The 25,753-nt window shown below is 63.3% G+C and carries 29 protein-coding genes and 1 tRNA gene; 12 read left to right on the top strand and 18 right to left on the bottom strand.

Features of this window, described 5'->3' with window-relative positions; all coding sequences use genetic code 11:
- Nucleotides 1–17: 17 nt before the first annotated feature.
- From ASD12_RS12860 to ASD12_RS12850, 3 genes are all read right to left on the bottom strand, one after another.
- Nucleotides 18–842: a carbohydrate ABC transporter permease gene (locus ASD12_RS12860; protein WP_056586028.1), complete on the bottom strand. Its 825-nt coding sequence runs from the start codon at nt 840–842 to the stop codon at nt 18–20.
- Nucleotides 843–853: 11 nt separating this feature from the next.
- Complete coding sequence (locus tag ASD12_RS12855; RefSeq protein WP_056586822.1) at nt 854–1,723, bottom strand: sugar ABC transporter permease; 870 nt, start codon at nt 1,721–1,723, stop codon at nt 854–856.
- Between the two features lie 138 nt (nt 1,724–1,861).
- Complete coding sequence (locus ASD12_RS12850) at nt 1,862–3,094, bottom strand: sugar ABC transporter substrate-binding protein (protein WP_056586027.1); 1,233 nt, start codon at nt 3,092–3,094, stop codon at nt 1,862–1,864.
- A 182-nt stretch (nt 3,095–3,276) separates the two neighbouring features.
- Here ASD12_RS12850 and ASD12_RS12845 point away from each other — a divergent pair, with 182 nt between their 5' ends.
- Genes ASD12_RS12845 through ASD12_RS12835 form a run of 3 tightly spaced genes read left to right on the top strand, consistent with a single transcriptional unit; the run spans nt 3,277 to nt 6,027 of the window.
- A complete protein-coding gene (locus ASD12_RS12845; RefSeq protein WP_056586019.1) occupies nt 3,277–4,065 on the top strand; it encodes an SDR family oxidoreductase in 789 nt (262 codons plus the stop codon).
- A 2-nt stretch (nt 4,066–4,067) separates the two neighbouring features.
- Nucleotides 4,068–5,135, top strand: coding sequence for a sn-glycerol-3-phosphate ABC transporter ATP-binding protein UgpC (gene ugpC / locus ASD12_RS12840; protein ID WP_056586017.1), 1,068 nt, complete (start codon nt 4,068–4,070; stop codon nt 5,133–5,135).
- Nucleotides 5,136–5,145: 10 nt separating this feature from the next.
- Nucleotides 5,146–6,027 (top strand): MurR/RpiR family transcriptional regulator, encoded by an 882-nt coding sequence (locus tag ASD12_RS12835; RefSeq protein WP_056586015.1) that lies wholly within the window; start codon nt 5,146–5,148, stop codon nt 6,025–6,027.
- Nucleotides 6,028–6,045: 18 nt separating this feature from the next.
- Here the strand turns inward: ASD12_RS12835 and ASD12_RS12830 are convergent, their stop codons facing one another.
- Complete coding sequence (locus tag ASD12_RS12830; RefSeq protein ID WP_056586012.1) at nt 6,046–6,363, bottom strand: DUF167 family protein; 318 nt, start codon at nt 6,361–6,363, stop codon at nt 6,046–6,048.
- A 13-nt stretch (nt 6,364–6,376) separates the two neighbouring features.
- Nucleotides 6,377–6,667 (bottom strand): YggT family protein, encoded by a 291-nt coding sequence (locus ASD12_RS12825; protein ID WP_056586009.1) that lies wholly within the window; start codon nt 6,665–6,667, stop codon nt 6,377–6,379.
- Between the two features lie 159 nt (nt 6,668–6,826).
- Here ASD12_RS12825 and ASD12_RS12820 point away from each other — a divergent pair.
- From ASD12_RS12820 to ASD12_RS12795, 6 genes are all read left to right on the top strand, one after another.
- Nucleotides 6,827–6,902, top strand: a tRNA-Ala gene (locus ASD12_RS12820).
- A gap of 336 nt (nt 6,903–7,238) precedes the next feature.
- Nucleotides 7,239–7,988: a helix-turn-helix transcriptional regulator gene (locus ASD12_RS12815; protein ID WP_056586006.1), complete on the top strand. Its 750-nt coding sequence runs from the start codon at nt 7,239–7,241 to the stop codon at nt 7,986–7,988.
- Nucleotides 7,989–8,517: 529 nt separating this feature from the next.
- Entirely contained in the window at nt 8,518–9,477 is a 960-nt protein-coding gene (locus tag ASD12_RS12810; protein ID WP_244482831.1) for a SagB/ThcOx family dehydrogenase, read from the top strand.
- A 56-nt stretch (nt 9,478–9,533) separates the two neighbouring features.
- Nucleotides 9,534–9,788 (top strand): hypothetical protein, encoded by a 255-nt coding sequence (locus tag ASD12_RS12805; protein WP_056586003.1) that lies wholly within the window; start codon nt 9,534–9,536, stop codon nt 9,786–9,788.
- A 4-nt stretch (nt 9,789–9,792) separates the two neighbouring features.
- Entirely contained in the window at nt 9,793–10,053 is a 261-nt protein-coding gene (locus ASD12_RS12800; protein ID WP_057145134.1) for a hypothetical protein, read from the top strand.
- A 100-nt stretch (nt 10,054–10,153) separates the two neighbouring features.
- A complete protein-coding gene (locus tag ASD12_RS12795) occupies nt 10,154–10,474 on the top strand; it encodes a hypothetical protein (RefSeq protein WP_056585997.1) in 321 nt (106 codons plus the stop codon).
- 53 nt (nt 10,475–10,527) lie between these two features.
- Here ASD12_RS12795 and ASD12_RS12790 read toward each other — a convergent pair whose 3' ends face one another.
- The 4 genes from ASD12_RS12790 to ASD12_RS12775 form a co-directional block, all read right to left on the bottom strand.
- Complete coding sequence (locus tag ASD12_RS12790) at nt 10,528–11,445, bottom strand: energy transducer TonB (protein ID WP_056585995.1); 918 nt, start codon at nt 11,443–11,445, stop codon at nt 10,528–10,530.
- Entirely contained in the window at nt 11,442–11,888 is a 447-nt protein-coding gene (gene exbD, locus ASD12_RS12785) for a TonB system transport protein ExbD (protein ID WP_056585989.1), read from the bottom strand. The genes ASD12_RS12790 and exbD overlap by 4 nt, the downstream gene beginning before the upstream one ends.
- A gap of 4 nt (nt 11,889–11,892) precedes the next feature.
- Nucleotides 11,893–12,804: a tonB-system energizer ExbB gene (exbB, locus tag ASD12_RS12780; protein ID WP_056585986.1), complete on the bottom strand. Its 912-nt coding sequence runs from the start codon at nt 12,802–12,804 to the stop codon at nt 11,893–11,895.
- Nucleotides 12,805–12,869: 65 nt separating this feature from the next.
- Nucleotides 12,870–13,661, bottom strand: a complete 792-nt coding sequence (locus tag ASD12_RS12775) for an ATP-binding cassette domain-containing protein (RefSeq protein ID WP_056586816.1) — start codon at nt 13,659–13,661, stop codon at nt 12,870–12,872.
- A 316-nt stretch (nt 13,662–13,977) separates the two neighbouring features.
- On the opposite strand from ASD12_RS12775, the gene ASD12_RS12770 reads away from it, so the two are divergent.
- Entirely contained in the window at nt 13,978–14,664 is a 687-nt protein-coding gene (locus ASD12_RS12770) for an isochorismatase family cysteine hydrolase (protein WP_056585981.1), read from the top strand.
- A gap of 6 nt (nt 14,665–14,670) precedes the next feature.
- On the opposite strand, the gene ASD12_RS12765 is transcribed toward ASD12_RS12770, so the two are convergent.
- A complete protein-coding gene (locus ASD12_RS12765) occupies nt 14,671–15,612 on the bottom strand; it encodes an LLM class flavin-dependent oxidoreductase (protein ID WP_056585978.1) in 942 nt (313 codons plus the stop codon).
- 110 nt (nt 15,613–15,722) lie between these two features.
- Nucleotides 15,723–16,025, bottom strand: a complete 303-nt coding sequence (locus ASD12_RS34595) for a hypothetical protein (RefSeq protein ID WP_162252244.1) — start codon at nt 16,023–16,025, stop codon at nt 15,723–15,725.
- 143 nt (nt 16,026–16,168) lie between these two features.
- Between ASD12_RS34595 and ASD12_RS12760 the strand changes: the two genes are divergently transcribed.
- A complete protein-coding gene (locus ASD12_RS12760) occupies nt 16,169–16,936 on the top strand; it encodes an SDR family oxidoreductase (RefSeq protein ID WP_056585975.1) in 768 nt (255 codons plus the stop codon).
- Nucleotides 16,937–17,035: 99 nt separating this feature from the next.
- Here ASD12_RS12760 and ASD12_RS12755 read toward each other — a convergent pair whose 3' ends face one another.
- The 7 genes from ASD12_RS12755 to ASD12_RS12725 form a co-directional block, all read right to left on the bottom strand.
- Entirely contained in the window at nt 17,036–17,980 is a 945-nt protein-coding gene (locus ASD12_RS12755) for an ABC transporter permease (RefSeq protein ID WP_056585974.1), read from the bottom strand.
- Nucleotides 17,977–19,032: an ABC transporter permease gene (locus tag ASD12_RS12750; protein WP_056585971.1), complete on the bottom strand. Its 1,056-nt coding sequence runs from the start codon at nt 19,030–19,032 to the stop codon at nt 17,977–17,979. The genes ASD12_RS12755 and ASD12_RS12750 overlap by 4 nt, the downstream gene beginning before the upstream one ends.
- On the bottom strand, nt 19,032–20,543 hold the full coding sequence (locus ASD12_RS12745; protein WP_056586813.1) for an ABC transporter ATP-binding protein: 1,512 nt from the start codon (nt 20,541–20,543) through the stop codon (nt 19,032–19,034). The genes ASD12_RS12750 and ASD12_RS12745 overlap by 1 nt, the downstream gene beginning before the upstream one ends.
- A 268-nt stretch (nt 20,544–20,811) precedes the next feature.
- Nucleotides 20,812–21,843, bottom strand: a complete 1,032-nt coding sequence (locus ASD12_RS12740) for a BMP family protein (protein ID WP_056585968.1) — start codon at nt 21,841–21,843, stop codon at nt 20,812–20,814.
- A gap of 153 nt (nt 21,844–21,996) precedes the next feature.
- Complete coding sequence (gene pcaF / locus ASD12_RS12735) at nt 21,997–23,202, bottom strand: 3-oxoadipyl-CoA thiolase (RefSeq protein ID WP_056585965.1); 1,206 nt, start codon at nt 23,200–23,202, stop codon at nt 21,997–21,999.
- A 1-nt stretch (nt 23,203) separates the two neighbouring features.
- Entirely contained in the window at nt 23,204–24,001 is a 798-nt protein-coding gene (locus ASD12_RS12730) for a CoA-transferase subunit beta (protein WP_056585962.1), read from the bottom strand.
- A complete protein-coding gene (locus ASD12_RS12725; protein WP_056585960.1) occupies nt 23,998–24,855 on the bottom strand; it encodes a CoA transferase subunit A in 858 nt (285 codons plus the stop codon). The genes ASD12_RS12730 and ASD12_RS12725 overlap by 4 nt, the downstream gene beginning before the upstream one ends.
- 121 nt (nt 24,856–24,976) lie before the next feature.
- Here ASD12_RS12725 and ASD12_RS12720 point away from each other — a divergent pair, with 121 nt between their 5' ends.
- Complete coding sequence (locus tag ASD12_RS12720; RefSeq protein ID WP_056585956.1) at nt 24,977–25,747, top strand: IclR family transcriptional regulator C-terminal domain-containing protein; 771 nt, start codon at nt 24,977–24,979, stop codon at nt 25,745–25,747.
- Nucleotides 25,748–25,753: the final 6 nt, after the last annotated feature.

Here is a 25,753-nt window from a genome sequence, read left to right as displayed (position 1 = left end):
TCCGTCGTGAATAGGCGCTATTTGACCGCCCCGAGCGCCAGCCCGCGAACGAGGTAGCGCTGCAGCCAGATAAACAGGATGGCCACCGGCAAGGTCGCGAGCAGCGTCGCGGCCATGACGTGATGCCATTCGATGGTGTAGCGGCCGGCGACCAGCGAAAATACCTGGATCGGCAGCGTGTAGCTTTCCTGGCTGCGCAGCATGGTGAGCGCCACGACGAATTCGTTCCAGGCATTGATGAAGGTGAAGATCGCGGTCACCGCGATCGCCGGCAGGCAGAGCGGCAGGAACACCTTGCGCAAGGTCAGCCAGCGGCCGGCGCCTTCCATCCAGGCCGCCTCCTCGAGATCGCGCGGAATGGTGTCGAAATAGCTCTGCAGCATCCACACCGTGAAGGCGACGTTGAAGGCCATGTAGATGAAGCCCAGCGCCGTCGTGCTCTCGACCAGGCCCCATGCCGCCATCAGCCGGAACAGGCCGAGCACCAGCACGATCGGCGAAATCATCTGCGAGATCAGCAGGAACTGGCGCAAGGCGCCGTAGCCGGCAAAGCGGAAGCGCGACATCGCATAGGCCGCCGGAACCGAGATCAGGATGGCGCCGACGGTGGCGATCACAGACACGTAGAGCGAATTGAGCAGCGCCTGGCCGAAGCCGGTCGCCACCCACATGTCGGAAAAATTCGACCAACGGAATTCGCTCGGCCACCAGGTCGGCGACAGCACTTCCTGTCTTGGCTTGACCGCAGTCAGGAACATCACCGCAAAGGGAAAGATCGTCACCACGATCAGCGGCGCCAGCAGCAGCCAGGCGATGATCGAACGCTTCAGCTTGCCCGTCATGAGCTTATTTGTCACGCGCGTTGCTCCCGCATCGCCAGCCGCACATAGATCATGGTGAAGGCCAGCAATATGGCGAACATCACCAGCGACACCGCCGATGCTTCGCCGAGTTTGCCGATGCGGAAGGCCAGCTTGTAGAGGTGGGTGACCAGGATATCGGTCGAGTTGGCCGGCCCGCCTTGTGTCATCACCCAGATGATCGGGAAGGAATTGAAGACATAGATGGTGTTGAGCACGATGGCGATGTTGATGAACGGTTTTAAGAGCGGAAAGGTTATCTCGCGGAACTGCTGCAGCGGCGTCGCCCCTTCGAGCGCCGCCGCCTCGTAAAGGTCGTCGGGGATCGACGACAGCCCGCCGAGGAAGATCGTCGTCGTGAACGGCACCGTCACCAGGATGCCGATCAGCACCTGCATGGGAAAGGCGGTCTCGGCGCTCGCCAGCCACTGGATGTTGTGGTCGATGAGGCCGAGGCCGATCAGCGCCGAGTTCAGCATGCCGCTTTCGCCGCTCAGTGCCCAACGCCAGACCACCGCGGTCATGGTCAGCGACACCGCCCAGGGCAGCATGATGATGACGCGGGCAATACCCCGGCCATAGAAATCGGTGTTGAGGATCATTGCCACCGGGACAGACAAAAGCAGCGCACCACCGACGACCATCACCGTCCACTGGCCGGTGCGCCAGAGCGCGGCCATGAAATCGGGATCGGCAGTGAGCGTGGCGAAATTGGCAAAGTCGTTGAAGTCGCGAAGCTGGCCGAAGCGGCTGACGTCATGCGTCGAGATCTGGATCAGGTCCCAGACCGGCCAGAAGATGACGATCGCCGCCAGGAACAGGCTGGGCAAGGTCAGGAGATAGGGCAAGAAACGGTTTTGCATCGGCTGGCCTGCAACCTCGGGGCGCTGGATCAGAAGGTTCTGCTTATGCGAATTTCGGATCCGCCGCACCTTGCCGGGAATCAAGGGGTGGCGCGCCCCGCCTGAGTGGAGCGCGCCACGGGCGCAGGGAGATACGCCCTATTTCTTCAGCACCGCGTTGGCCTTGGCGGCTGCGTCTTTCAATCCTGCCTCGGGGTCGCCGCCGAGATAGATCTTCTGCATGGCGTCGGAGGTGATCTGGGCGACCTCCTCCCAGCCTGGGATGACCGGCGCGAAGCGGGCGTCGGGCAGCAGCGCGGTGAACGCCGCCAGATCGGCATTGTTGACGTAGTAATCCATCTTGGCTTCTTCCTTGTTCACCGGCAGGAAGCCTTCGCCTTGCGTGAACTTGGCGCGCTGTTCCGTGGTGAACAGGAAGTCGAGCAGCTTCCAGGCCTCGTCCTTATTCTTGGAGTTCTTGAACATGATGATGGAATCGGTGACGCCATAGGTGCCGCGCGCGCCGGTTGGCCCGGCGGGAATGGCAGCCACGCCATATTTCAGGTTCGGCGCCTCGTCCTTGATCTGGTTGGACAGGAAGGGTGCCGTGATCATCATCCCGACCTTGCCCTGCTTGAACAGGTTCTGCACGTCCTCGCGGTTGTTGGAGGTGACACCCGGCTCGGTCAGGCCTTCGTCGATCATCGACTTGTAGAGCTTGGCGGCTTCAAGCGCGCCGGGCGTGCCAAGGCCCGAAGTGCCATCCTTGTTGAGAATCTCGGTGCCCTGGGACCACATCGCATAATAGTAGTAGACGTCGGTCTCGATCTCCTTGCCCTGCAGGCCGAAACCGAAAGTGCCTGACCCCAGCGCCTTGATCTTGCGCGCATCTTCCTGCAGCTCGGTCCAGGTTGCCGGCGGCTTGGCGATGCCGGCCTTCTCGAACAGCTCCTTATTGTAATACATGGCGCGCGCCGAGGCCGCGATCGGCAGGCCATAGGTCTTGCCTTCCATGATCGACGGCGACAGGAAGGTGTCGATGAAGCGGTCCTTGAAGTCGGGCTTGATGTAGCCGTCGAGCGGCTCGGCGACGTCCTGCTGGACAAAGTCGATCAACCAGCGCGTGCCGATGATCGACAGATCGGCATTGGTGCCGGCGGTGATGTCGGTAGTCAGCTTCTGCAGCAGCACATCCCACGGCACCACCTCGAACTTGACGGTGATACCGGGGTTCGCCGCCTCGAATTCCTTCTTGACGTCGGCGAAATAGGGAGCAGTCTTGGCGCTGTACTCGGCGACGGTGACGCGCACCTCGCCCGCATCCGCCTGCGCCGCGATTGCCAGCATGCTCATTCCGGCCGTCAGGCCGACAGTCCATTTTGCAAGGCTCATTTGATCTCTCCCATTTTGATTTTGCGCCTGCGCGCCTCTTCGTTGCCGGAGCAGAAGATTTATGTGACTTTCCTACATTATCCATGATTTGAAGGCTTGCAAGCAGATTATTCTGTTGCTTAATTACATTTATAAGCTTAGGCCTTGCATGATCTGTCAGAACTCCCGGAGGATGACGCACGGTGGTTTCGCAAGTCGAGTTCGAAGGCAGGGCCGAGTTCGATGGCAAGACTGTCGTGGTGACAGGTGCTGGCGGCGGCCTCGGCACGGCCATCGTCGCGCTGCTGGCGCAAAGGGGTGCCAGGGTCATCGGCTGCGACCAGTCCAGCGAGGCGCTGAAGAGCCCGCACCTTGCCTCCCGTCACGTTTTCGATCTTCTCGACAAGGCGTCGTTAGCGGCGGCGATCGCCGCGATCCTCGACCGGGATGGCGTGCCCGACATTCTCGTCAACAATGCCGGCTGGACGCGAGCCGAGACGATTTCGGGGCTCAATCCCGACACAATAGAGCAGGAACTCGACCTCAACCTGACCGGCGTGATGAACTTCGCCGATCCGCTGGTCAAGGCGATGGCCGGCCGAGGCTCCGGCAGCGTCGTCTTCATCTCGTCGGTCAACGCCATCGCGCATTTCGGCAATCCCGCCTATGCCGCGGCCAAGGCCGGCATCAACGCCTATGCCAAGGCGGTCGCCGTCGAGCTCGGCCGCAGCGGCCTGCGCGCCAATGTCGTCTGCCCCGGATCGATCCGCACCGCCGCCTGGGACCACCGCCTTGCCAAGGATCCGGAAATCCTCGGCAAGCTGCAGCGGCTCTATCCGCTTGGCCGCATCGTCAACGCTTCGGAAGTGGCGGAAGCCGTCGCCTTCCTTGCGTCCGATCGCGCATCTGGAATAACAGGCGTGGTGTTGCCCGTTGACGCGGGGCTGACCGCCGGTTGCCTGCCCTTCATCGACGACATTTTGGGGGCGTGAGCATGACCGACGTCGAGTTTCGCGACCTGTCGAAATCCTTCGGGCAGCACAAGATCCTCGAGAACATCAGCCTCGATATCAAGAGCGGCGAGTTCGTCGTGCTGGTCGGCCCCTCCGGCTGCGGCAAGTCGACCTTGCTGCGGATGCTGGCCGGGCTGGAGACGATCACCTCCGGCGACCTCTTGATCGGCGGTGTGCGCGCCAACACGCTGCCGCCGCAGCAGCGCAACATTGCCATGGTGTTCCAGTCCTATGCGCTGTTTCCGCATCTGAAGGCAGCCGACAATATCGGCTTTGGCCCGAGGATACGCGGCGAGGCGCGCGAGGCGGTCGACACGAAGGTCAAGAAGGCGTCCGGCGTCCTCAATCTCTTCTCCTATCTCGACCGCTACCCCCGCCAATTGTCCGGCGGCCAGCGCCAGCGCGTCGCCATGGGCCGCGCCATCGTGCGCGAGCCGTCGGTGTTCCTGTTCGACGAGCCCCTGTCCAACCTCGACGCGCAATTGCGCGTGCAGATGCGCGTCGAGATCAAGGCGCTGCATCAGCGGCTGAAATCGACGATCGTCTATGTCACCCACGACCAGATCGAAGCCATGACCATGGCCGACCGCATCGTGGTGATGGACCGCGGCAGGATCCAGCAGGTCGGGGCGCCGCTGGAACTCTATGACAGGCCGGCCAACAAGTTCGTCGCCAGCTTCCTCGGCTCGCCGTCGATGAGCTTTGTGTCGGGTTCACTCAAGACGACAGCTGAGAAAACCTGGTTCGAGTCGGGCGGTGGCGGGCGGCTTGCACTTGCCGGCAAACAGGTGCCGGCGGGCAGCGCGGTGGAGGCCGGCATCCGGCCCGAGCACTTTGTCATCGGCGAGGCTGTCGACGCGATGGCGATCAAAGTGGATGTCGTCGAGCCGACCGGCTCCGAGACCCATGTCTATGGCGCCATCGGCACTGACACGGTGCGCGCCGTGTTCCGCGACAGGGTGCCGGTCAGGCCGGGCGACCTGCTGCCGGTGAGCGTCGATCCCGGCAACATCCATCTGTTCGACAAGGCGACGGGCCTGCCTCTATGAAAATATCAGCATGAAGACGCCGGCCGACATCATCACGCGCCTGCAACTGATCTTGCAGGACGGAACGAAGTCGGATCGCAAGCTGGCCGGCTTCGTCCTGGCCGACCTCGACTTCGTCTCCAAGGCGGCTATTTCGGAAATTGCCGCGCGCGTTGGCGTCAGCGAACCGACGGTGACACGGTTCTGCCGCAACCTCGGTTGCGAGGGCCTGCGCGATTTCAAATTCTATCTCGCGCAGGCCATCGCCATTGGCGGCCAGTATCTGTCGCCGGAGCCGTTGAGCCGCGATGCCCGCGAACAGCGCATCGCTTCCGCCATCACCGAAGCGGCGATATCGGCCATCCAGCGCGCCAGCGAAAACCTCGACATGACGACGCTGGTCGCCGTCGCCGCGCGCATCGCCGTCTCGGGCAATGTGCTGTGCATCGGTTCCGGCGGTATTTCGTCGATGATGGCGACCGAGATGCAGAACCGGCTGTTCAGGCTGGGCGTGTCGGTGCTGGCGCAGATCGACGGACAGCTGCAGCGCATGTACGCCGCCGTCGCCACGCCCGACACCACGCTGATCGCCTTCTCAGTCTCCGGCTACGCGCGATCGGTCATCGATGCGGTGCAGGTCGCCCAGCAATATGGCGCCACCACAATCGCCATCACCCCGCCGGATTCGGCACTCGCCAAGGCCGCCGACACGGTCCTCCATTTCCAGTCTCTGGAAGACGGCAACATCTACAAGCCGACATCGTCGCGCTACGCGCTGCTGTCGATCGTCGACATGATCGTCACCTCGGTCGCCGAGACGCGCGGACCGCGGGTTCTCGAAAATCTGCGCCGCATCAAGCAGAGCGTGAACACGTTGAAAGTCGACGATCCCCGTCTGCCGCTGGGAGATTGAACGTCACACCGAACGGCGTCAGGACTGGCGGCCGAGCCCCTCGATGCTCTTCGTCAACATCGCCGGGTCGCCTAAAATGCGCACGGTCTTCAGCCGGGCGGTACCGCCGGCGACAACCCAGACGGCGGACCCCGGCACGCCCAGCGACTTGGCGATCAGCTTTTCAAGCGCATGATTGGCGGCGCCGTTTTCCGGCACGGCGCGGACGCGCGCCTTGAGGTGGCTTCGCCCGTCCGCTGTCGTCTCAACGCCTTCGAGTCTGTCCAGCGCGGCCTTCGGCGTCAGCCGGACAAACAGGTCGACGCCACCATCGCGCATGCGGAACGGCGCGCTCATGCAGGCGTCGGGCTCACAGGACCAGAGGCGCCACCGTGGTGAGCAGGAACTGCCGCAGGAAGAACAAAATCAGAAGCAGGATGATGGGCGAGATGTCGATGCCGCCAAGGTCCGGCATAAAGCGGCGGATCGGCCGCAACGCCGGCTCGGTCAGCCGGTAGAGCATGTTGCCGATGCTGCCGACGAACTGATTGCGGGAGTTGACGACATTGAAGGCGTAGAGCCAGGAAAAGATCGCCGACGCGACGATGATCCACCAGTAGAGGTCAAGCGCCATGACGATTGTTTGAATGAGGGCGAGCATGCCGGTCTCCAATTGTTGCCGACATGTAGCCATTGCGCGCGAAACCGGCAAGGGCCGCCTTCCTTCCACGCTGGTCTGACACGCAGCGGCAGGGGATTTCGGCAAAACGCCGCCTTGACAGGAAACCGCGGCGCCCGATAAATGCGCCATCCGCTGGACGGGGCTGTAGCTCAGCTGGGAGAGCGCGTCGTTCGCAATGACGAGGTCAGGAGTTCGATCCTCCTCAGCTCCACCAGCGGAATAATCGATCTCCTGCTCTCCATGACAAGAGAAAAGCACGACCCTCGTCCTGGCATGTCTGCGGGCGATATTTGTTGTGCCAAGGCGCCATCGAAGGCCGCGCGCAATACTGCGCCTCCGTCTCGCGATATCTGACGAAACTGTTATCAATTGGACTTATGGCGGAAGCCGCTCACGGATTGTTTGCGTTCTTTTGAAAGCCGCTATTAGATTGGCGCTACCAAATCAGTTTTTTCTGTGCGTTGTGACAAGGGCGTTTCGGCGGGGGGCGACCGAAGACGTTATATGGCTTTTGAGCCGAAATGAAAAATCCGCCTGCGGAAGCAAAGACGTGTCAATTCGCGAGAATCTCGCTGCAAACCTCAGACGACTCTGCAAGGACCATGCCTCCGTAAGCGCGGTATGCCGCGAACTCGGGATCAACCGCACGCAGTTCGAACGCTACCTGCAAGGACAGACGGTTCCGAACAAGGCCACCGCCAAACTGATATGCGACTACTTCCGGATCGACGAAGCTGAACTGTACCGGGATCCCGGTGTCCCCGAACCCAGGGTCGGCGGACTGCCGCCGATTTCCGAGAGCCTGTTCAATCAGATGATCCGCCCGCCCAGCCCATCGATCGCGGGAGGCATCTATTTCACCTATTTTTCGATTCCGGCCCGGCCCGACCTTTTGATGCGAACGGTGACCTTCGTGCGGCGCGAAGCCGAGCTGGTCACCTTCAGAAGGGTCACCGGATGGTCGGAACGCCGGGGATCGACATGGGCGCGGGCGCGCGGCAACCACTATGGGGTGGCGATCTCGCGCCTGAACTGGATCTATTTCAGCGGCATCAATCGCCGCCAGACCGGTGAGCCGTCGCTGATCTCCGTGCAATGGGCGCCCATCTCTGAACCGGTGCTGATGGGCAAGGCCATGCTTCTGACGGAGGCCGGGCCAGCATTCGTGTCCGTCATCATGCGGCGCGACATTGCCAACATCCACCCAAGAGATGCCATCAGCATGGCGCATGTCATCACGCTCGACGATCCGAGCATCGACCAACTGGTGGTCAGCCTCACCCGGGACGGGCTGGGCTAATCCCTTCGATCACCGTGGCCTACGCTAAATAAGAATAAGCATACACCGAAAAAGCGTATGCTAACGATTGTCTACTCTGTATCTGAATAAAATCGATATTTTACACTTTGGTACCGGGGAAGATAATTCATCCGGCTGTCTTTGGCGCGCGGATTTACTGCAATTTTAACATACCATTAACTCTTTCGACCTTACCTTTCTTGCCGTGGCTCCCGTTTTGGGGGGTCTTTCAACGGATCCCAATGGGGTCAGGAAAGGGATGAAAATGGCCAAGAAAGTAACCACCGCTCCGAAGCTGACGATTGCCGCCGGCACGCAGACCGTCTTCTTTTCGCAGGGCATGCACTACAACAAGCGCTGAAGCCGTTCTGCGCCGGCGAGCGGTTCGCTTGTCGGCGCTCCGGCTCCGCACATGGCATTCAGCATCATGAAAATGCGCTCTTCAAAAACGCTTGTTTTCTACCCCGGACCAAACAAGGTCACGGCCTGCAACTTCCTGACCAGAAGCGTGTTTGAATGCAGCCCGGAGATGGTCGGTCTTCTTGCATCGTGGGACAAATGGGCGTCGACGGCCGATATCGCCCGTGCCCATGGGTGGTCGAAGTCCGAGCTGAAGGCTGTCGTTCCCCAGTTGCTCGATTTTTCCGCCCTGGTGACCGCCGGATCGCCGCTCGCCGAGCAGGAGGAGCAGTTTTCCGGACAATGGAGCTGGGGCCTTCCGACCGCGCTGATGCATTTCTGCGTCCAGGACAGTGCATACATGACCATCGAGCAAGCGGAAGAACGGCAGATCGAACGCGCCGGCCACACGCCGCAGCCGGACCTGGTGCTGAAAAATTCTGCCGGCGCCATTAAGCTGCCAAACGCACTGGAAGACAATGAACTTCTCGCCCTGATGGCACGGCGCCGCACCAACCGCACGGCTCGGCCCACCATCACGGCCAAACAACTTTCCGATTGCCTGTTCGCAGGGCTCGGCATCACCGGCGAGACCGCCAACTGCGTTGGCGCCCTGCCGCTTGGCATGACCCCTTCCGGCGGCGCGAGAAATCCCTATGAAGCCTATGTGGTCGCGCTCGGCGTCGACGGCCTCGAGCCCGGCGTCTACCACTATTGCGCCGCCGATCACGACCTTGGCAGGATTTCCGCGAACCATATGCCCAAGATCTCCGAACTGGTCGGCGGGCAGGAGTGGGCGGACGCCATGCCGTGCATTGTCCTGCTTTGCGCGAAGCTCGATCGCACGATGTGGAAATACGAGGACGCCAACGCCTATCGTGTCGTGCTGATCGAGGCTGGCCACATCGGCCAGAACATCATGCTGGCGGCGACCAATCATGGCCTGTCGGCCTGCCCGACGGCGGCGCTCAGTCATTTGGCGATCAAGCGTCTGCTCGGCCTCGATCGCCTCACCGACGCGCCCATCTATGCTTTGACTCTCTCGGCCCCGGAACCGTGCCCGTCTTCGGTGGGCCAATTCATAAATTAGTCGGCTCAGTATATTCGTAACGCGTTCCCTAGGTTCACCAGAGACAGGAGCAGCACGTGCCAAACCAATCTTTACGCCAGTCGGAAATCGATAGTCTCCAATATATTTCGTCGATGACCAATGAGCTCGTGCAAATGGCCGAAGCAAGCCGTTTTCCCATGATCTCCTATCTGCTGGGCATGGCCTATGCGGAAGCCTTCGACGTGCTTCGCGGCGCACGGCCGACGAGGCACGCGCAGCTCAGCGGCAATCCGCTGCACCCCAAGGCGCAGGGAAAAGACAATCGTGCTGCCCAGCCTCGGAGAGCGTAGCGACATGCAATTGTCAGCCGCATGCGCGCTGACAGGCTCGACCTCCCGGCCAAACCGCTGGGAGACGCTATGCGCGTTGCAAAACCTACTGCCGCTGCTGAAAAAGACCGCCACGGATCTGAACCGTGCTAACATGGTCTACTGGTTCGAACAGGCCGATGCCGAGGTCGCCAACATCATCAGGGGCCACCCCTCCGATGCGGCCGCAATCCCGGCCTTGATCGCATCCTGCCCGCAGAACCGGCACCCGGTCGCTCAAGCCTAGAGTGGTTCGGCATCAACTGAACCTGCTCTAACCATTTGTTTTCAAGCCATTCCAGGCGGGAAGCCTTTGCGCGCCTGGAATTGCGAAGGGGGACCTGCACATGAACATGATTGCCAACATCAGACGCGTCGACGCCAGGGAAAGCATTTTCAGCCGGCTTGACGCCTTGATCGCCAGGCGACCATCATCAACCGACGCCGCTCGGGTCGAGGCCCGCCAACTCGTCTCGATGGCAATTGTCGATGGCTGCCAGGCTGACAGTCTCTGGGGCGCGGTGGACGCCTTCCACGCCCATTTCGACTTCATGATGCAGACCATCGAGATCAACGGCGCCGATGACCCAGGCCTCAAGATCCTGCGCACGAAATGCCGCTTCTATCTCGAAGAGGTCGAGGCCCTGTGCCTGTCGCTGGGCTATTGATCGACTGCAGTTCGCGCAAACGATAGCATCCGTTCAATCGGATCGAGACTATTCTAATTGCGAAGGCTGAATACGAACGGTGCTGTTCGGCTCAGGCGCGAGCCGAGCTCCGGCGGCGGTGCCGGCACAGTGGCACCTTGCAGCACGGCGAGTGCCGCACGGTCCAAATCCGAATCACCAGAGGAACGAGAAAGCCTGGCAGACAGGACCCGGCCGGACGAGTCGACCGTGAAGGCGACATACGGCCTGCCTTCCGCGCCTCGGGCCTTGGCCGAACTGGGATAGCGCGTGTGCCGCTTGATCCAGGCGCCCAAACGGGAGTCCCATTTGCTGGAGTCGCCGGATCTCGACGCCGATCGTGCCGACTTCGGCGCGGCTGTCCTGGCGGCAGGTCTCGCATCGGCGCTGGCGGCGGCTACCGTCTTCGGCGGCGCCACCCTCTCCTTCTTCGGCCGCGGCTTGGGCTTATCGACAGGCTTTTTCGCCTTGGCCTCGACCGGTTTCGGCTGCGGCAAGGGAATGACGACCTCGGGTGCGACCGCCTCGACAACATCCGGGACGACCTCATCCGGCGGCGGCTGGTCGACCGGTTCAGCCACTTCGGTCTGGGTGGGTTCGGCCTCGTCAGGGGGATCGGCTTCCGGCCCTCCGGCAACCGGCTCCGCCTTCTCGACCGGTTCTTCGGGCGTCGGCTCGGTCGTCGGCGTCGGCTCGCTCTGATCCGGCATAACCGCGTCCAGCGCGGCAATTTGCTCCTCCACTGCCAGCATCACCACCATCGGCGCCATCTCGATCACCTGGGCCGGTGGCGGACCGCCATCTGCTTCGATGACCGTCGTGAAGTTTTGCACGGCATAGGCGACCGCGACATGGCCGCCAAGGACCAGCGCGGCCGCACCGGCCCACAAGCCAAGGTCACGCCAGCCGAAGCGCGACAACTGGACCGAGGGCAAGGCGGCCGCTTGCATCATGGCGCCGCTGCGCCAGTGGCGGCCGGCGCCGTCTCCAGGCCGACCAGCGCGATCTTCAGATAGCCGGCGCCGCGCAGCAGGTTCATCGCCTCCATCAGGTCGCCATAGGCGACCGCCTTGTCGGCGCGCAGGAAGATGCGCGTCTGCTTGTCGCTTTTTGTCCTGCTGTCCAGCGTCGCGGCGAAAGCTGGGCGCGGCACGCTATCGTTGCCGATCGCCAGCGTCAGATCGTCCTTCAGCGTCAGGAACAGCGGCGTTTCGGGCCGTGGCGCGGGCGTTGCGGTCGAGCCCGGCAGGTCGACATTGACATCCACCGTCGCCACCGGTGCCACGACCATGAAGATGATCAGCAGCACCAGGATGACATCGATGAAGGGGGTGACGTTGATCTCGTGGCTTTCCTCGAGATCGTCATCCATGGTCTGCCGGATTCTGCTTGCCATGACGCTACTCCGCCGTCGGCGACGCGACGGCGCGGAAGTCGAGGTCGCGGCTGACCAGCCGTTCGACGCCCGCCGAGGCATCGGCGAGGATCTGCCGGTAGCCGACTATCGAGCGGGCAAAGACGTTGTAGATGACGACGGCCGGTATCGCCGCGACAAGGCCCATCGCCGTGGCCAACAGCGCTTCGGCGATGCCGGGCGCGACCACGGCGAGATTGGTGGTCTGCGCCTGCGAGATGCCGATGAAAGCGTTCATGATGCCCCAGACGGTGCCGAACAGGCCGACAAAGGGCGCGGTCGAGCCGATCGTCGCCAGCACGCCGGTGCCGCGCGACATGCGCCGCGATGCCGCCGCCTCGATGCGAGACAGGCGCGACGTGACCCGTTCCTTGAGGCCGTCACCGGAGACATGATCGAGCGCGCCGGCCGAAAGCGCGGTCTCCTCCTCGGCCGCCCGCACCAGCAGCGCGCCGGGGCCGCCGCTGCGGTCAAGCGCACGGCTGGCTTGCTTCAATGTGGCGGCATCACCGATCGCCCGCACGGCGCGACGGATGCGCAGCTTGCCGCCAAAAATCTCCAGCGATTTGGCCAGCCATATCGTCCAGGTGACGAGGGAGGCAAAGGCCAGCCCGATCATCACCGCCTTGACGATGATATCGGCGGCCATGAACATGCCCCATGGCGACAGATCATGCGGCAAGGTCAGCTCCATCGCCGTCGAAGTCCCCGCCTCGGCTGATGCTCTCGGCTGGCTGGCCGGCTGGGCAGGCGCCATCGTGGCCGGGGGGACGACTCCCGGTGCCGCGGGCGCCTCGATCGCGGGGGCGGCACCAGCCGGTTGCTCCTGGGCGGTCGCGCTACCTACCGACAGGATGACTGATGCGACCAACGCCGCCAACAAACCACTTCTCGACAACAGCTTCTTCCTTGTTCTCAGAGCGGTCGGCCGCTTTCTATTTTCCACCGCCGCATCAAATCTCGTCACTGCACATAGCCAACAGGCTGGCCGGTGACGGGGTGCGCGAACACGCCCATCTCCACGCCGAAAATGCCCTTCAGCACATCGCCGCGCATGATTTCGCCGGGCGTGCCGCGCGTCAGCAGCTTGCCATCCTTGAGTGCGATCAGCTCGTCGCAGTAGCGCGCCGCCATATTGGGATCGTGCAGCACGACGACGACGCAGAGATCGCGCTTGCGGCTGAGGTCCCTGACCAGCCCGAGCACCTCGACCCGATGGGCGATGTCGAGCGCCGAGATCGGCTCGTCGAGCAGCATGACGCCGGCGTTCTGCGCCACCGGCATGGCCAGCCAGGCGCGCTGACGTTCACCGCCGGACAATTCGTCCACCAGCCGATCCGCAAAACCGTCCATGTCGGTCAGGGCCAGCGCCTCGTCGACATGCTGCCTGTCCTCGGCGCGAAAGCGGCCAAGCGCGCCATGCCAGGGATAGGACCCAAGCGTCGCCAGTTCGCGCACGGTGAGACCGGTCGCCGCCGGCGTCGTCTGCGGCAGATAGGCAAGCGCGCGGGCAAGTTCGCGGGCGCCCCACTGCGGCAGCTGGCGCCTGGCGAAGGTGATGGCGCCTGAGCTTGCCGGCTGCTGGCCCGCCATCAGCTTGATCAGCGTCGACTTGCCCGAACCATTGTGGCCGATCAGCCCGTAGACGCGCGAGCGCTGCAGTTCGAGCGAAACCGCACCGAGCAGCGTCCGCTCGCCGACGGCGAAGTGCGCCGCGTCGATATGGAAGGCAGTCTGGGCATCAATTCCAGACATGGTCATGGCTTTTCTCCAGTGCGGCCGCCGCCCGCATTTCGAGATTCCGGCTTTCGGCAGGCGATGCCCGGTTGACTATGAAACATGACCTTATTAGTCAACATTGAAGATGACTGCAACACTCAACAAATCGTCGGACGTAACCGTGACAGGTCGGACAACGGTGGCGACCTCATCGTCGTCGTGTCGGAGGGCAAACGTCGTCGAATAGGGTTTGCACGGAGAACTGTCGTCGCCGGCGGGCTGCTACCCGGGTGGACGGCTGCAACTTCGCCGGTCAGGATGGACCTCACAATCGGCGAGGAGAGAACCGCGGATGATCAAGGCAACACCATTCGACTTCCCCTATGACGGCAGGCTGGTGGCCGAAACCACCGCGCTGATCGTCATCGACCTGCAGCAGGATTTCCTGTCGACGACGGGCTACTTCGCTAGGCAGGGATATGACCCTTCGCCGCTCAGGGCGATCCTGCCGACCGTGAGCCAGCTAATATCAGCCGCCCGCAAGGCTGGCGTCAGGATCATCCACACAAGGCAGGGATATCGGGCCGACATGGCCGACATGACGCCCTACGAAAAATGGCGCCGCAAGCGCGCCGGGCTCGACGGCACCGAAATCCTGCTACGCTCGGGTCCGGGGTTCCAGATCGTTCCGGAAATCGACGTCGCGCAGCACGACATCATCGTCGATAAAACCTGCAACAGCGCCTTCACCTATACGGACTTCGAGCTCGTCCTGCGTGCGCAAGGCATCGCCCATCTCATGTTTTCCGGATGCACGACGGATGTCTGCGTCCACACCACGCTGCGGGAAGCCTGCGACCGCAACTTTCAATGCCTGACGATTTCCGATGCCTGTGCCAGCGGTGACAGACAAGCCCACGAAGCCGCGCTTCACATGGTGACGGTCGAAGACGGCGTCTTCGGCGCGCTGACGGATTCAGCAGCCGTCATCGAAGGCCTGTCACGGCTTGGCAACAGGCCTGAAGCAACAAAAGGCTGAAGGACCTCAGCCTGCTGCACGCGTCTCCAGTCCCGCTCGAGGCGCATGCGCCCCGGGCTGGAATGCATCGCTTTCGCGGCGTGCCAGCGAATTGCGCAACAGCGCGATCGTTTCCCGGCCGGTCGTGGCGATCTCGCGCGGCGTGTCGACGCCGACAATCATGAATTCATCGATCCCGAGAGCCGCATAGGCAAGCAACGACAGGGTGGCCTGGGCCGGCGGCCCGGCAACGTGGACCGCCTTGGGGCCGGAGGCGGAAGCACCCTGGTGAATCCTGACCGGAAGCGCAAAGCGCAGCTTGCCGGCGCGGCCGTGCTCGGCGGCGGCACCGCGCACACGCTCCATCAGCCGCCGAACCTCGTCGATCGAGCCCGGCGCCAGTTCGAAGACATCGGCATGCCGGCCGGCCACCTTGAGCGCCGTTCCGGATTGCCCGCCCATACGGATGATCAGGTCGGCGCCGTGCGGACCCTTGCGCGGCACGTAGCCGCCTTTGATGCTGTAGAATGCGCCCTCATGGTCGAAGGGCCGGTCGTTCGACCACAGTCGCTTGAGCAGCACCAGATATTCATCGATGCGCTGCCAGATGACGGTATGCCCGACCGGGCGCGTTTCGGCATCGGCGTCGCGCAGCGGCTCGCCGATCATCCTCAACGCCAGACGCCCGCCGCTTTTCCTGTCGATCGACGCCAGCTGGCGGGCCGCCACGGTCGGTTCGACCACGCCTGCCCAGTGGGTGAGGACGACTCCCAGCGACGAGGTGCGATCCAGCACCTGGGTGGCAAGATCCATGTTGGTCAGCAGTCCGGCCGAATCGTCGACGACGATCTTGCGGAAGCCGCCATCCTCGATCAGCCCGAGCTTGGTCGCGGTCTCGGCAAAGTCGTAGAAAAAGGGAACTGCGGCGTCGGCGGTCTTGCCGGGAATATGCGTGAACTCGATCGGCATTGCCATCTCCTCCGTTGTGTCGGGCGCGCGAAAGCGCACCGAGGATTCGGTTCATTCAACTCCGATTGCCTGGAAACGGTGGGGCAGCTAACCCCGGTCGATCTGACGACTCAGGGAATAAGGCCCAGAACGACTGCCCCGGTGAACACAAACGCAAGGGAAAAGACGAGATATGCGAAGGCACCGGCATAGGCCGGGCGAAAGGCCTGGGCATTTGCCAGCTTCTGGCCGTCGCGATCCGTCTGGGCGTTCTGAATATAGGACATATCGGCCTCCGTCTCGCCTTTTAATCTATAAAACTTGTAGACTTTGTCGATTGCTATTTTCTGGCCTTGGGCAGAATAATTTTCTCCTGGATAGCTACAAATTGGTAGCTGCTTGCTGAGGGAGCCCGTCCGCGCGATCGATCGCATGACACGCCCGTTTCGCCTCTGCGTCTGAATGGACCTATGGTCCTGTCCCCGCTGCACCCAATTCATGGATTGGCCGCCCGGAGCGCGCGAGATAGCATCGCCCAATCAGCAAACACGAAATAGTCTAACTGGGGAGCAGAAAAATGGGCACGAGACTGGCCGGCAAGGTCGCCATCATTTCGGGCGGCGCGACGGGAATGGGTGGGGCGGCCTCGGAGCTGTTCGCCGCTGAAGGCGCCAAGGTGGCGATCATCGACCGCAACGGCGAGGCGGCCGCCGCAACCGCAGCGACAATCAGGGCACGCGGCCATGTCGCCGAGCATTTCGTCGCCGACGTCTCCGACGAAGCCCAGGTCGAAGCGGCGGTGAAAGGGGCGACGGAAAAGCTCGGCCCGGTCACCGTGCTGTTCAACCACGCCGGCACCATCGTGATCAAACCTTTCCTGGAGACGACGGTCCAGGAATGGGACTGGCTGCATGCCGTCAATGTGCGCTCGATGTTCCTGATGACGCGCGCCGTGCTGCCCGGCATGATTGCGGCGGGCGGCGGCTCGATCGTCTGTACCTCGTCTATCTCGGCGGTGGCAGCGACGCCGATGGAGGTGCTCTACGACACCACCAAGGGCGCCTGCCACATGTTCGCGCGCGCCATCGCCGTCGAGTTTCGCGATCGCAACATTCGCTGCAACGCGGTCTGCCCAGGCTTCATCCGCACGCCGCATGGCCTGCGCGAGGTCGCCGACCTCGGCAGGCTCGGCGTCGATGTCTCGGACGCGGCGCTGGCCGCGCAGCAGGGCCGCATCGGCGAGCCGGAAGAGGTGGCGAGGGCAGCGCTCTACCTCGCCAGCGACGAGTCGAGCTTCGTCAACGGCACGCATCTGTTCGTCGACAACGGTTTTACCGCGATGTGATGCTTTCCAGGATCTAGGTGTTTAGTCCCAGGGACAGCTTGGGGCCCTTCCTCTACCCCGTCGATCGGGGGAGAGGAAAGGACACCAAGTCCTACTCGCCTACCGCTCCTCGCGCCTGAATGGCTTCAGCAGCGCCGAGGGCGCCACCGCGTTGCGCGACATCACCGCCATGGCGACGATGGTGAAGATGAACGGCAGCATCAGGAACGCCTCATAGGGGATATGTCCGAGCCCGCTGGCCTGCATGCGCAGCTGCAAGGCATCGACGAAGGCGAACAGCAGCGCTGCCCCCGCCGAGCGCCATGGATCCCAGCGGCCGAACACGACCAGCGCGATCGCCACCCAGCCGCGCCCGGAGACGACGCCGAAGGTGAAGGCGTTGAACTGCGCCATCGACAGGAAGGCGCCGGCCAACCCCATCAGCGCGCCGCCGAGGACAACCGCCTGGAAGCGCGTGGCGATGACGCTGACGCCGGCCGAATCGGCGGCGCGCGGGTTTTCGCCGACCATGCGCACCGACAGGCCCCATGGCGTGCGGTAGAGCACGAACGCGGCCAGCGGAATGGCGAGAATCGCCATGTAGACCAGCGCAAACTGGTTGAACACCGCCGGCCCGAGCACCGGAATGTCGGAGAGGACCGGGATCGGCAGTGTCTGAAAACCCTTGATGTTGGGCGGCACCGACTGCTGGCCGAAGATCAGCCGGTAGAGGAAATAGGCGAGGCCCGACGAGAACAGCGTCACGCCGATGCCGCAGACATGCTGGCTGAGGCCGAGCACCACCGTGAACAGCGCATGCAGCGCGCCCATCAGCATGCCGGTCAGCACAGCCGCCAGCACGCCGAGCCACAGGCTGCCGCTGAGGCTGGCGGCGGTGAAGCCGGTCATCGCCGACAAAAGCATGGTGCCTTCGATGCCAAGATTGAGCACGCCTGCGCGCTCGGAGAACATTTCGCCGAGCGTCGCGAAAGCCAGCGGTGTCGCGATGCGGATGATCGCGGCTAGGAAGCCGACCTGAAAGATCTGTTCGAACACCGCGCTCATCGGGCGGCTCCGACGCGACGGATGCGATAGGCGGTGAACAGCAGCGCCACCAGCATGGCAAGCAATGCGGTGCCCTGGATCACATCGCTGAGGAAGGCCGGCACGCCGGTCGCCCGCGACATAGCCTCGGCGCCGGTCATCACGGCGGCCAGGAAGATCGCTGCCGGCACGACGCCAAGCGGGTTGAGCCGCGCCAGCATGGCAACGACGATGCCGGAATAGCCGTAGCCCGGCGAGATGTCGCTCATCACCTGAAAATGCACGCCGCCGACCTCGCCGACGCCGGCCAGCCCGGCCAGCGTACCGGACAGCAGCGCCGTCGAGATCAGCACCCGTTCGACGTTGATGCCGCCATAGCGCGCCGCTTCCGGGTTTTCGCCGGTGACCCTGATTCGGAAGCCCAGCGTCGTGCGCACGATCAGGAACCAGATCAGCGGTGCCGTCAGCAGCGCCACGACGACGCCGAGATGCAGCCTTGTGCCTTCGAGCAGCACCGGGAAATTGGCCGAATCCTCGATCGGCGGCGAGATCGGATAACCGCTGAAACTGTCCTTCCACGGTCCTTCGATCAGCGCCATCAGCGCGTAGTAGATGACCGAGTTGAGCAGCAGCGAACTGACGACATCGTCGACCTTGAATTTTACTCTGAGCGTGGCCGGCACCAGCGCGACCGCGGCTCCGGCCGCAGCTCCGGCCATCGCCATCAACACCATGGCGAGCGGCCCCGGCATCGGAATGGCGCCGACAAAGCAGCTGGCCACCGCGCCGGCCAGCAATTGCCCCTCCGCGCCGATGTTCCAGAATTTCGCACGGAAGGCGACCGCGACCGCCAGTCCGGTAAAAATCATCGGTGCGGCGCGCACCATGGTTTCGGTGATCGCATAGCTGTCGCCGAGCGAGGCGGTGAACATCACGCCATAGGCCTCGAGCACGCCGGCGCCGGCCAGCGCGATGAGGCCGCTGCACAGGACGAGCGTGGCGCCGATTGCCAGCAGCGGCAAAGCCAGATTGAACCAGGCGGGCGTCGACGTGCGGACTTCCAGGCGAAACATCAGCTGTGCCCCTCCGCCCCGGTCATCATCAGCCCAAGCCGCGCGATCGTCGCATCGGCGCTGTCGAGCGTGCCGACGATGCGGCCCTCATACATCACCGCGATGCGGTCGCAGAGCACCAGCAGTTCTTCGAGATCTTCGCCAATGACGACGATGCCGCAACCCTTGGCCCGCATGGCGAGGAACTTTTCATGGATGAAACGGGCGGCGCCGATGTCGAGGCCGCGCGTCGGCTGAGACACGATCAGCACCTTCGGATCGAAGGCGAGTTCGCGCGCCAGAAGTGCCTTCTGCAGATTGCCGCCGGACAGCGCGCCGGCGCGGGTCATCGGCCCGGGGCACCTGATATCATAGGCCTTGATCTGCGCTTCGGCAAAGGCGCGGATCGCATCCGGCTTGAGCAGGCCCTTGCTGCTGAACGCGGTGGTACCGATGCGCGGCAGCACCATCGAATCGGCGAGCGGCAGGTTGGTCACCAGCCCCGTCGTCATGCGGTCTTCCGGGATGCGGCCAAGACCGAGCGCCTGCACTTCGCGCGGCGAAAACCGCGACACTTTCTGGCCGGCAATCGTCATCTGGCCGGCATCGGGCACGCGTGTCCCGGAGATCACCTCGGCCAGCGCCCGCTGGCCATTGCCCGACACTCCGGCAATGCCTAGGATCTCGCCGGTGCGCACGGCAAGCGATACATCACGCAGCGGCGTGCCCGAATGCTTCGACGTGGAAATGCCGTCTAGGGTGAGCACATCAGCACCAGGTGTCGATGGGCCCCGCGCCGGCGGCACGATCTCATGGCCGCACATCAGTGTTGCCATCTCCGAGGATGTCGTGTTGGCCGGGTCATCGACGCGGCCGGCAACGCGGCCATGCCGCAGCACCGTGCAGCGATGCGTCAGCGCTCGCACCTCGTTGAGCTTGTGCGAGATGAAGATGATGCCGAGACCCTGCGCGGCCATCGATCGCAAAGCCGAAAACAGCCCATCGACCTCGCTTGGCGCCAGCACCGCCGTCGGCTCGTCGAGGATGAGCAGCCTGGCGCCGCGAAACAGCGCCTTGACGATCTCCAGCCGCTGCTGCTCGCCGACCGACAGTGCCGAGACCGGAAGATCGGGATCAAGTGTGAGCCCATGCTGGCGGCCGATCTCGGCGAGCCGCGCCAGCCCGCCGGCGCGGTCGATCCGGCCCGTCTTGCCGGGAATGCCTATCAAAAGGTTTTCCAGCACAGTCAGCCGCGGCGCGAGGTGAAAATGCTGGTGCACCATGCCGATCCCGGCGGCAAGCGCATCCGCCGAACTGGTGATCCGCACCTTCTGACCCTGGATGAGGATCTCGCCGGCGTCGGGCGCATAGGCGCCGAACAGCACGTTCATCAGCGTCGTCTTACCGGCGCCGTTCTCGCCCAGCAGCCCGAGGATCTCACCGGGCGCAACACTGAGATCGACGGCCTCGTTCGCCTTGACAGCGCCGAAGTGTTTGGTGATGCCGCGCATTTCGATGAGTGGGGCGGGCAAGGACAAGGCGGTATCCTGATGGCGTTGGCGCGGCTCTTCACACTCCCCCTTGTGGGGGTGAGAAGCGGTCCGCGCAGCGGACAAAAAGCCAATTGCTTGGCTTTTCGAGTTTCGAACGCCCTGAGCCTGCGAAGGGTTGGGCGGCAAATGGCCGGGCTCCCGCTGCCGCGCAACGTCCCAGCGTTCACCGGCCTTTCATCGTGCCACTAGCACGATGAGAGGCTTCGCGAACCGGCTGCTCACCCCCACACGAGGGAGGGTGAAGAACTCAATCCGAAACCGGCGTGTTCTCGTCCACGTCGACGCGGAAATTGCCTTCCAGAATCTCGGCCTTCTTCTTTTCGACCAGCTCCTTGACGTCCGCGGGCAGCGTCTTGTCGAACTTGTGGTAGGGCGCCAGATGCGAGCCGCCCTTGGCCATGCGCGAGAAGTCGCCATAGTCCTGCGCGGTGAAGACGCCGGCCTTGACCAGCTTGATCGCCTGCTCGACCGTCGGATACATGTCCCAGACCGGGCCGGTGATCACCGTGTCGGGGCCGAGGCTCGACTGGTCGGACATGTTGGAGATGGCGAGGATCTTCTTGTCCACCGCCGCTTCGATGACGCCGAAGCGCTCGGCGTAGATGACGTCGACACCGGCGTCGATCTGCGCGACCGCCGCTTCCTTGGCCTTTGGCGGATCGAAGAAGGAACCGATGAAGGCGACCTTCTTCTTGATGTTGGGATTGACCTCCTTGGCGCCGGCGAAGAAGGCGTTGACCAGCCGGTTGACCTCCGGGATGCCCATCGCCGCGACGGCACCAATCGTGCCCGACTTCGACATCTTGCCGGCGATCATGCCCGAGAGATAGGCCGGCTCGTGGATCCAGTTGTCGAAGACGCCGAAATTCGGTTCCGCCGGGCCGGCGCCGGAGCCGAACAGGAAGGCGGTCTTCGGGAATTGCTTGGCCGTGCGGCGCGATTCACGTTCGGCGGCGAAGGCATCGCCCAACACCAGCTGGTAGCCGCCTTGCGCATATTCGCGCATGACGCGGCTGAAATCGGCCGTCTGCACCTTCTCGGACCATTTGTACTCGATGCCGAGTTCCTTCTCGGCCTTTTGCAAGGCGACGTGGATCTGGTTGTCCCACGGCTCCTCGATCGGCGTGGCGAAGATCGCCGCCACCTTCAGCTTCTTGTCCTTGCCGAAGGCGGCGCCCGGCAGCATGGCTGCGGCAAGGCCAAGTGCGCCCAGCTCCAGCACATTGCGTCGCGAAAGGCCTTCGCGCTTTATCTGGAATCCGTTCTTGCGATTTTCCATTGCATTCCCCTCTGTTCGACAGCCGTGTCGAGCCGGCTGTTCGTGAAAATTTCAGACGGGGAACTATGGAACGACGATAGACTTTTGTCCACATGGTCAAATTTAACCGCGCACCGGATTCTTGATCTTAGCCGGTCAGGCGAGGGCCGCCGATCATACCCGTTCGAGCGCGAGCGCGATGCCCTGGCCGACACCGATGCACATGGTTGCCAGGCCGTAGCGGCCGCCGCGTTCACGCAGCTCCAACGCCGCGGTGCCGGATATGCGGGCGCCCGACATGCCCAACGGATGGCCGAGTGCAATGGCGCCGCCATTCGGGTTGACGTGTTCCGCGTCCTCGGCAATGCCGAGCTGGCGCAGCACGGCGATGCCTTGCGAGGCAAAGGCTTCGTTGAGCTCGATGACATCGAACTGTTTTGGCGTCAGGCCGAGCCGCGCGCACAGTTTTTGCGTCGCTGGCGCCGGGCCGATGCCCATGATGCGCGGCGCGACACCGGCGGCGGCACCGCCGAGGATGCGGGCGATCGGCGTCAGACCGTATTTCTTGACCGCCGCCTCGGAAGCAACGATCAACGCCGCCGCCCCATCATTGACGCCGGACGCATTGCCGGCCGTCACCGTGCCGCCTTGCCGGAACGGCGTTGGCAGCTTGGCCAACGCCTCGACTGTTGTGCCAGCGCGCGGATGCTCGTCCTTGGAGACGACAACCGCATCGCCCTTGCGCTGCGGGATCGTCACCGGGACGATCTCCTTCGCCAGCCTTCCATTGGCCTGTGCCGCGACAGCCTTGTCCTGGCTGCGCACGGCAAAGGCGTCCTGGTCCGCGCGGGAGATGGCGAACTCTTTCGCCACGTTCTCGCCGGTTTCCGGCATCGAATCGACGCCATATTGCTTCTTCATCAGCGGGTTGACGAAACGCCATCCGATGGTGGTGTCGTAAATCTCGGCGTTGCGCGAGAACGCCGTGTCGGCCTTGGGCATGACGAAGGGCGCCCGGCTCATCGATTCCACACCGCCCGCGATCAACAGCTCCGCTTCGCCGGCCCTGATGGCCCTAGCTGCGATGGTCAGCGCATCCATGCCGGAGCCGCACAGGCGATTGACGGTCGAGCCCGGGATCTCCTTGGGCAGCCCTGCCAGCAGCAGCGCCATGCGTGCCACGTTGCGGTTGTCCTCGCCAGCCTGGTTGGCGCAGCCATAGACGACATCGTCGACAGCCTGCCAGTCGATGCCGGGATTGCGTTCGACCAATGCCCTCAGCGGTATCGCGCCGAGATCGTCGGCGCGCACGGAAGAGAGCGAACCGCCGAAGCGGCCGATCGGCGTGCGGATGTAATCGCAGATAAAGGCCTCGGCCATGTCATGCAGCCTTTGCTTTTCCGGTTCCCTCATGCGCCGCCTTGGTGCGGGCCTGCAGGTCGCGCAATGTCTTGAGTTCGAGTTCGCTTGGCGCCGGCGTTTCGTCAAGCGCCTCGGCGAACTTAACGATCCAGCCACAGCTCTCCTGTACCTGCTGGCGGGTCACGCCAGGATGCAGCGACACGACGGTGAATTCCTTGCTCACCGGATCCGGCTTCCAGATGGCAAGGTCGGTGATCAGCAGCGTCGGGCCTGCCGTGTCGATGCCAAGGCGCTTGCGATGGTCGCCCCCCTCGCCATGGCCGAAGGAGGTGAAGAAGTCGATCTTTTCGACCATGCCGCGTTTGGTCTGCGCCATGGTGATGTAGATCTCCTTCGACGAAGTCGCGATCTCCGGCGCGCCGCCGCCGCCAGGCAGTCTGGTCTTGGGATGGAAATAGTCGCCAATGACGGTGGTGTTGATGTTGCCGAACTTGTCGAGCTGCGCCGCACCAAGGAAGCCGATCGAGATGCGACCGCCCTGCAGCCAGTAGCGGAACATCTCCGGCACCGCGACGGTGGTGATAGCGGTCTCGCACAATTCGCCATCGCCGATCGACAGCGGCAGCACGTCGGGCGCGGTGCCGATCGTGCCGCTCTCGTAGATCAAGGTGATGTCAGGCGCATGCGTCAGCCGCGCCACATTGCAGGCCGCGGATGGCGCGCCGATGCCGACAAAGCAGACATCGTCATTCCGCAGCGCGCGGCTGGCGGCGATGGTCATCATCTCGTTGGGAGTAAAGTCCTGATTGTCGCTCATGCCGCTTTCCTCAGATGCTCTACACGGGCCTCGAAATCGTCGGCGCTCTTCTCGATGACGTTGGCCTGCATCCAGGCCTGGAATTTCTCGCGGTCGGCGGCGATGTCGTCCCATTCCAGATAGGCGGCATTGTCACGCGCGTAGTAGCCATGCGCATAGGACGGATGCGAACCGCCGGGCACGACGGATATCGCCGCGATCGTCCAGCGCGGCAGCACGGTCAAATTGGGGTGCAGATCGTCGAAATTGTCGACCACTTCCTCGATCGTCACCACCGCGCGTTTGGCCGCCAGCACGGCTTCCTTCTGGATGCCGATGATGCCTTCGACCAGCACATTGCCTTTTCTGTCGGCCTTCTGCGCATGGATGAAGGTGACATCAGGCCTGATCGAAGGAACAGCCGCCAGCACCTCGCCGGTGAACGGACAGGTGACAGACTTGATGTTCGGATTGACCACCGCAAGCCCAGCCCCACGATAGCCGCGAAACACCGCGCAGGGCAGACCGGCCGCGCCTGCCTCATAGGCGTTGGCCATGCCGGCATGGCTGTGCTCCTCGATCTCGATCGACCGGGGAAAGCCGTTCTCGATGGCATCACGGGCGCGCCGCAGCAGGCCGACGCCGGGATTGCCGACATAGGAGAAGACGATCTTCTTCGCCATGCCCATGCCGATCATCTGGTCGTAGATCAGGTCCGGAGTCATGCGGATCAATGTCAGGTCGCGAAACCCCTGGCGGATCGCCTCATGCGCCGCCGCCGTCGGGATGAGATGGGTAAAACCCTCGAAGGCGACCGTGTCACCATCGTTCAAATTCTCCGCAACGGCCTGTTTGAGCGGCAGGAACTTGACCATCGCATCGGCTCCGGATTCGATAAAGTTCGTATTGCGAACATGTGTTTCGCATGCGATACTTTCTACGCTGAGCGAGAGCGTGGAGTCAATCCCGACGCCGATGCCGTTCCGTGGAGACAAGATGGACGAAGAGGCCCCCTCCCGTGATCACGTCGGCTCGCTGGAGCGCGGCCTTGCCGTCATGGAGATCCTAGCCCGGCACCCCTCGGGGATGACGCTGACCGAAATGGCCGAGGCGGCGGGCCTGACCCGCGCCGGCGCCCGCCGTTTTCTGCTGACGCTTGTCGCCACCGGCTATGCGACACAGGCTGGTCGCGTGTTTTCGCTGTCGCCACGCCTGCTGACGCTCGCCCGCACCTGGCTCGGTGGCGCCTCGCTATGGACCTTCGCCGCCCCCATCATGCGCGCGGTGGCAACGCAACTGAACGAGGCCTGCTCGGCAGCGATCCTGTCTGGCGAGGATGTCGTCTATGTCGCCCGTATTCCCGGCCGCCGCATCCTCAGCGTGTCGCTCGATGTCGGCACCGGGCTGCCGGCCTATTGCACCTCGATGGGGCGTATCCTGCTTGCCGGCCTGGCGCCTCAGGAATTGGACGCATTCCTCGGCCAGGCGACCTTCGAGAGGCGGACGCCGAAGACGATCACCGACATCAGACTGCTGGCCGGTGCCATCGGCAAGGCGAAGGCCGACGGCTTTGCCATCGTCGACGAGGAACTGGAACTCGGCCTGCGCTCGATCGCCGTGCCGATCCGCGACCGGGCAGAACGCACGGTCGCGGCGATCAACGTCTCGACCCAGTCCGCCCGCTTCTCCGTCGCGGAGATGGAGCGGGAAATCCTGCCCGCGCTGCTTGGCGCCAGGCAGCGCATCGAGGATTTCTTCGTCGTCTAACCACCC

The organism is Mesorhizobium sp. Root102 (assembly GCF_001425625.1).
In the GTDB taxonomy this organism is placed as follows: Bacteria; Pseudomonadota; Alphaproteobacteria; order Rhizobiales; family Rhizobiaceae; genus Mesorhizobium.
Note: the sequence above shows the minus strand (reverse complement) of the source record. Positions and strands in the feature narration are given on the sequence as shown.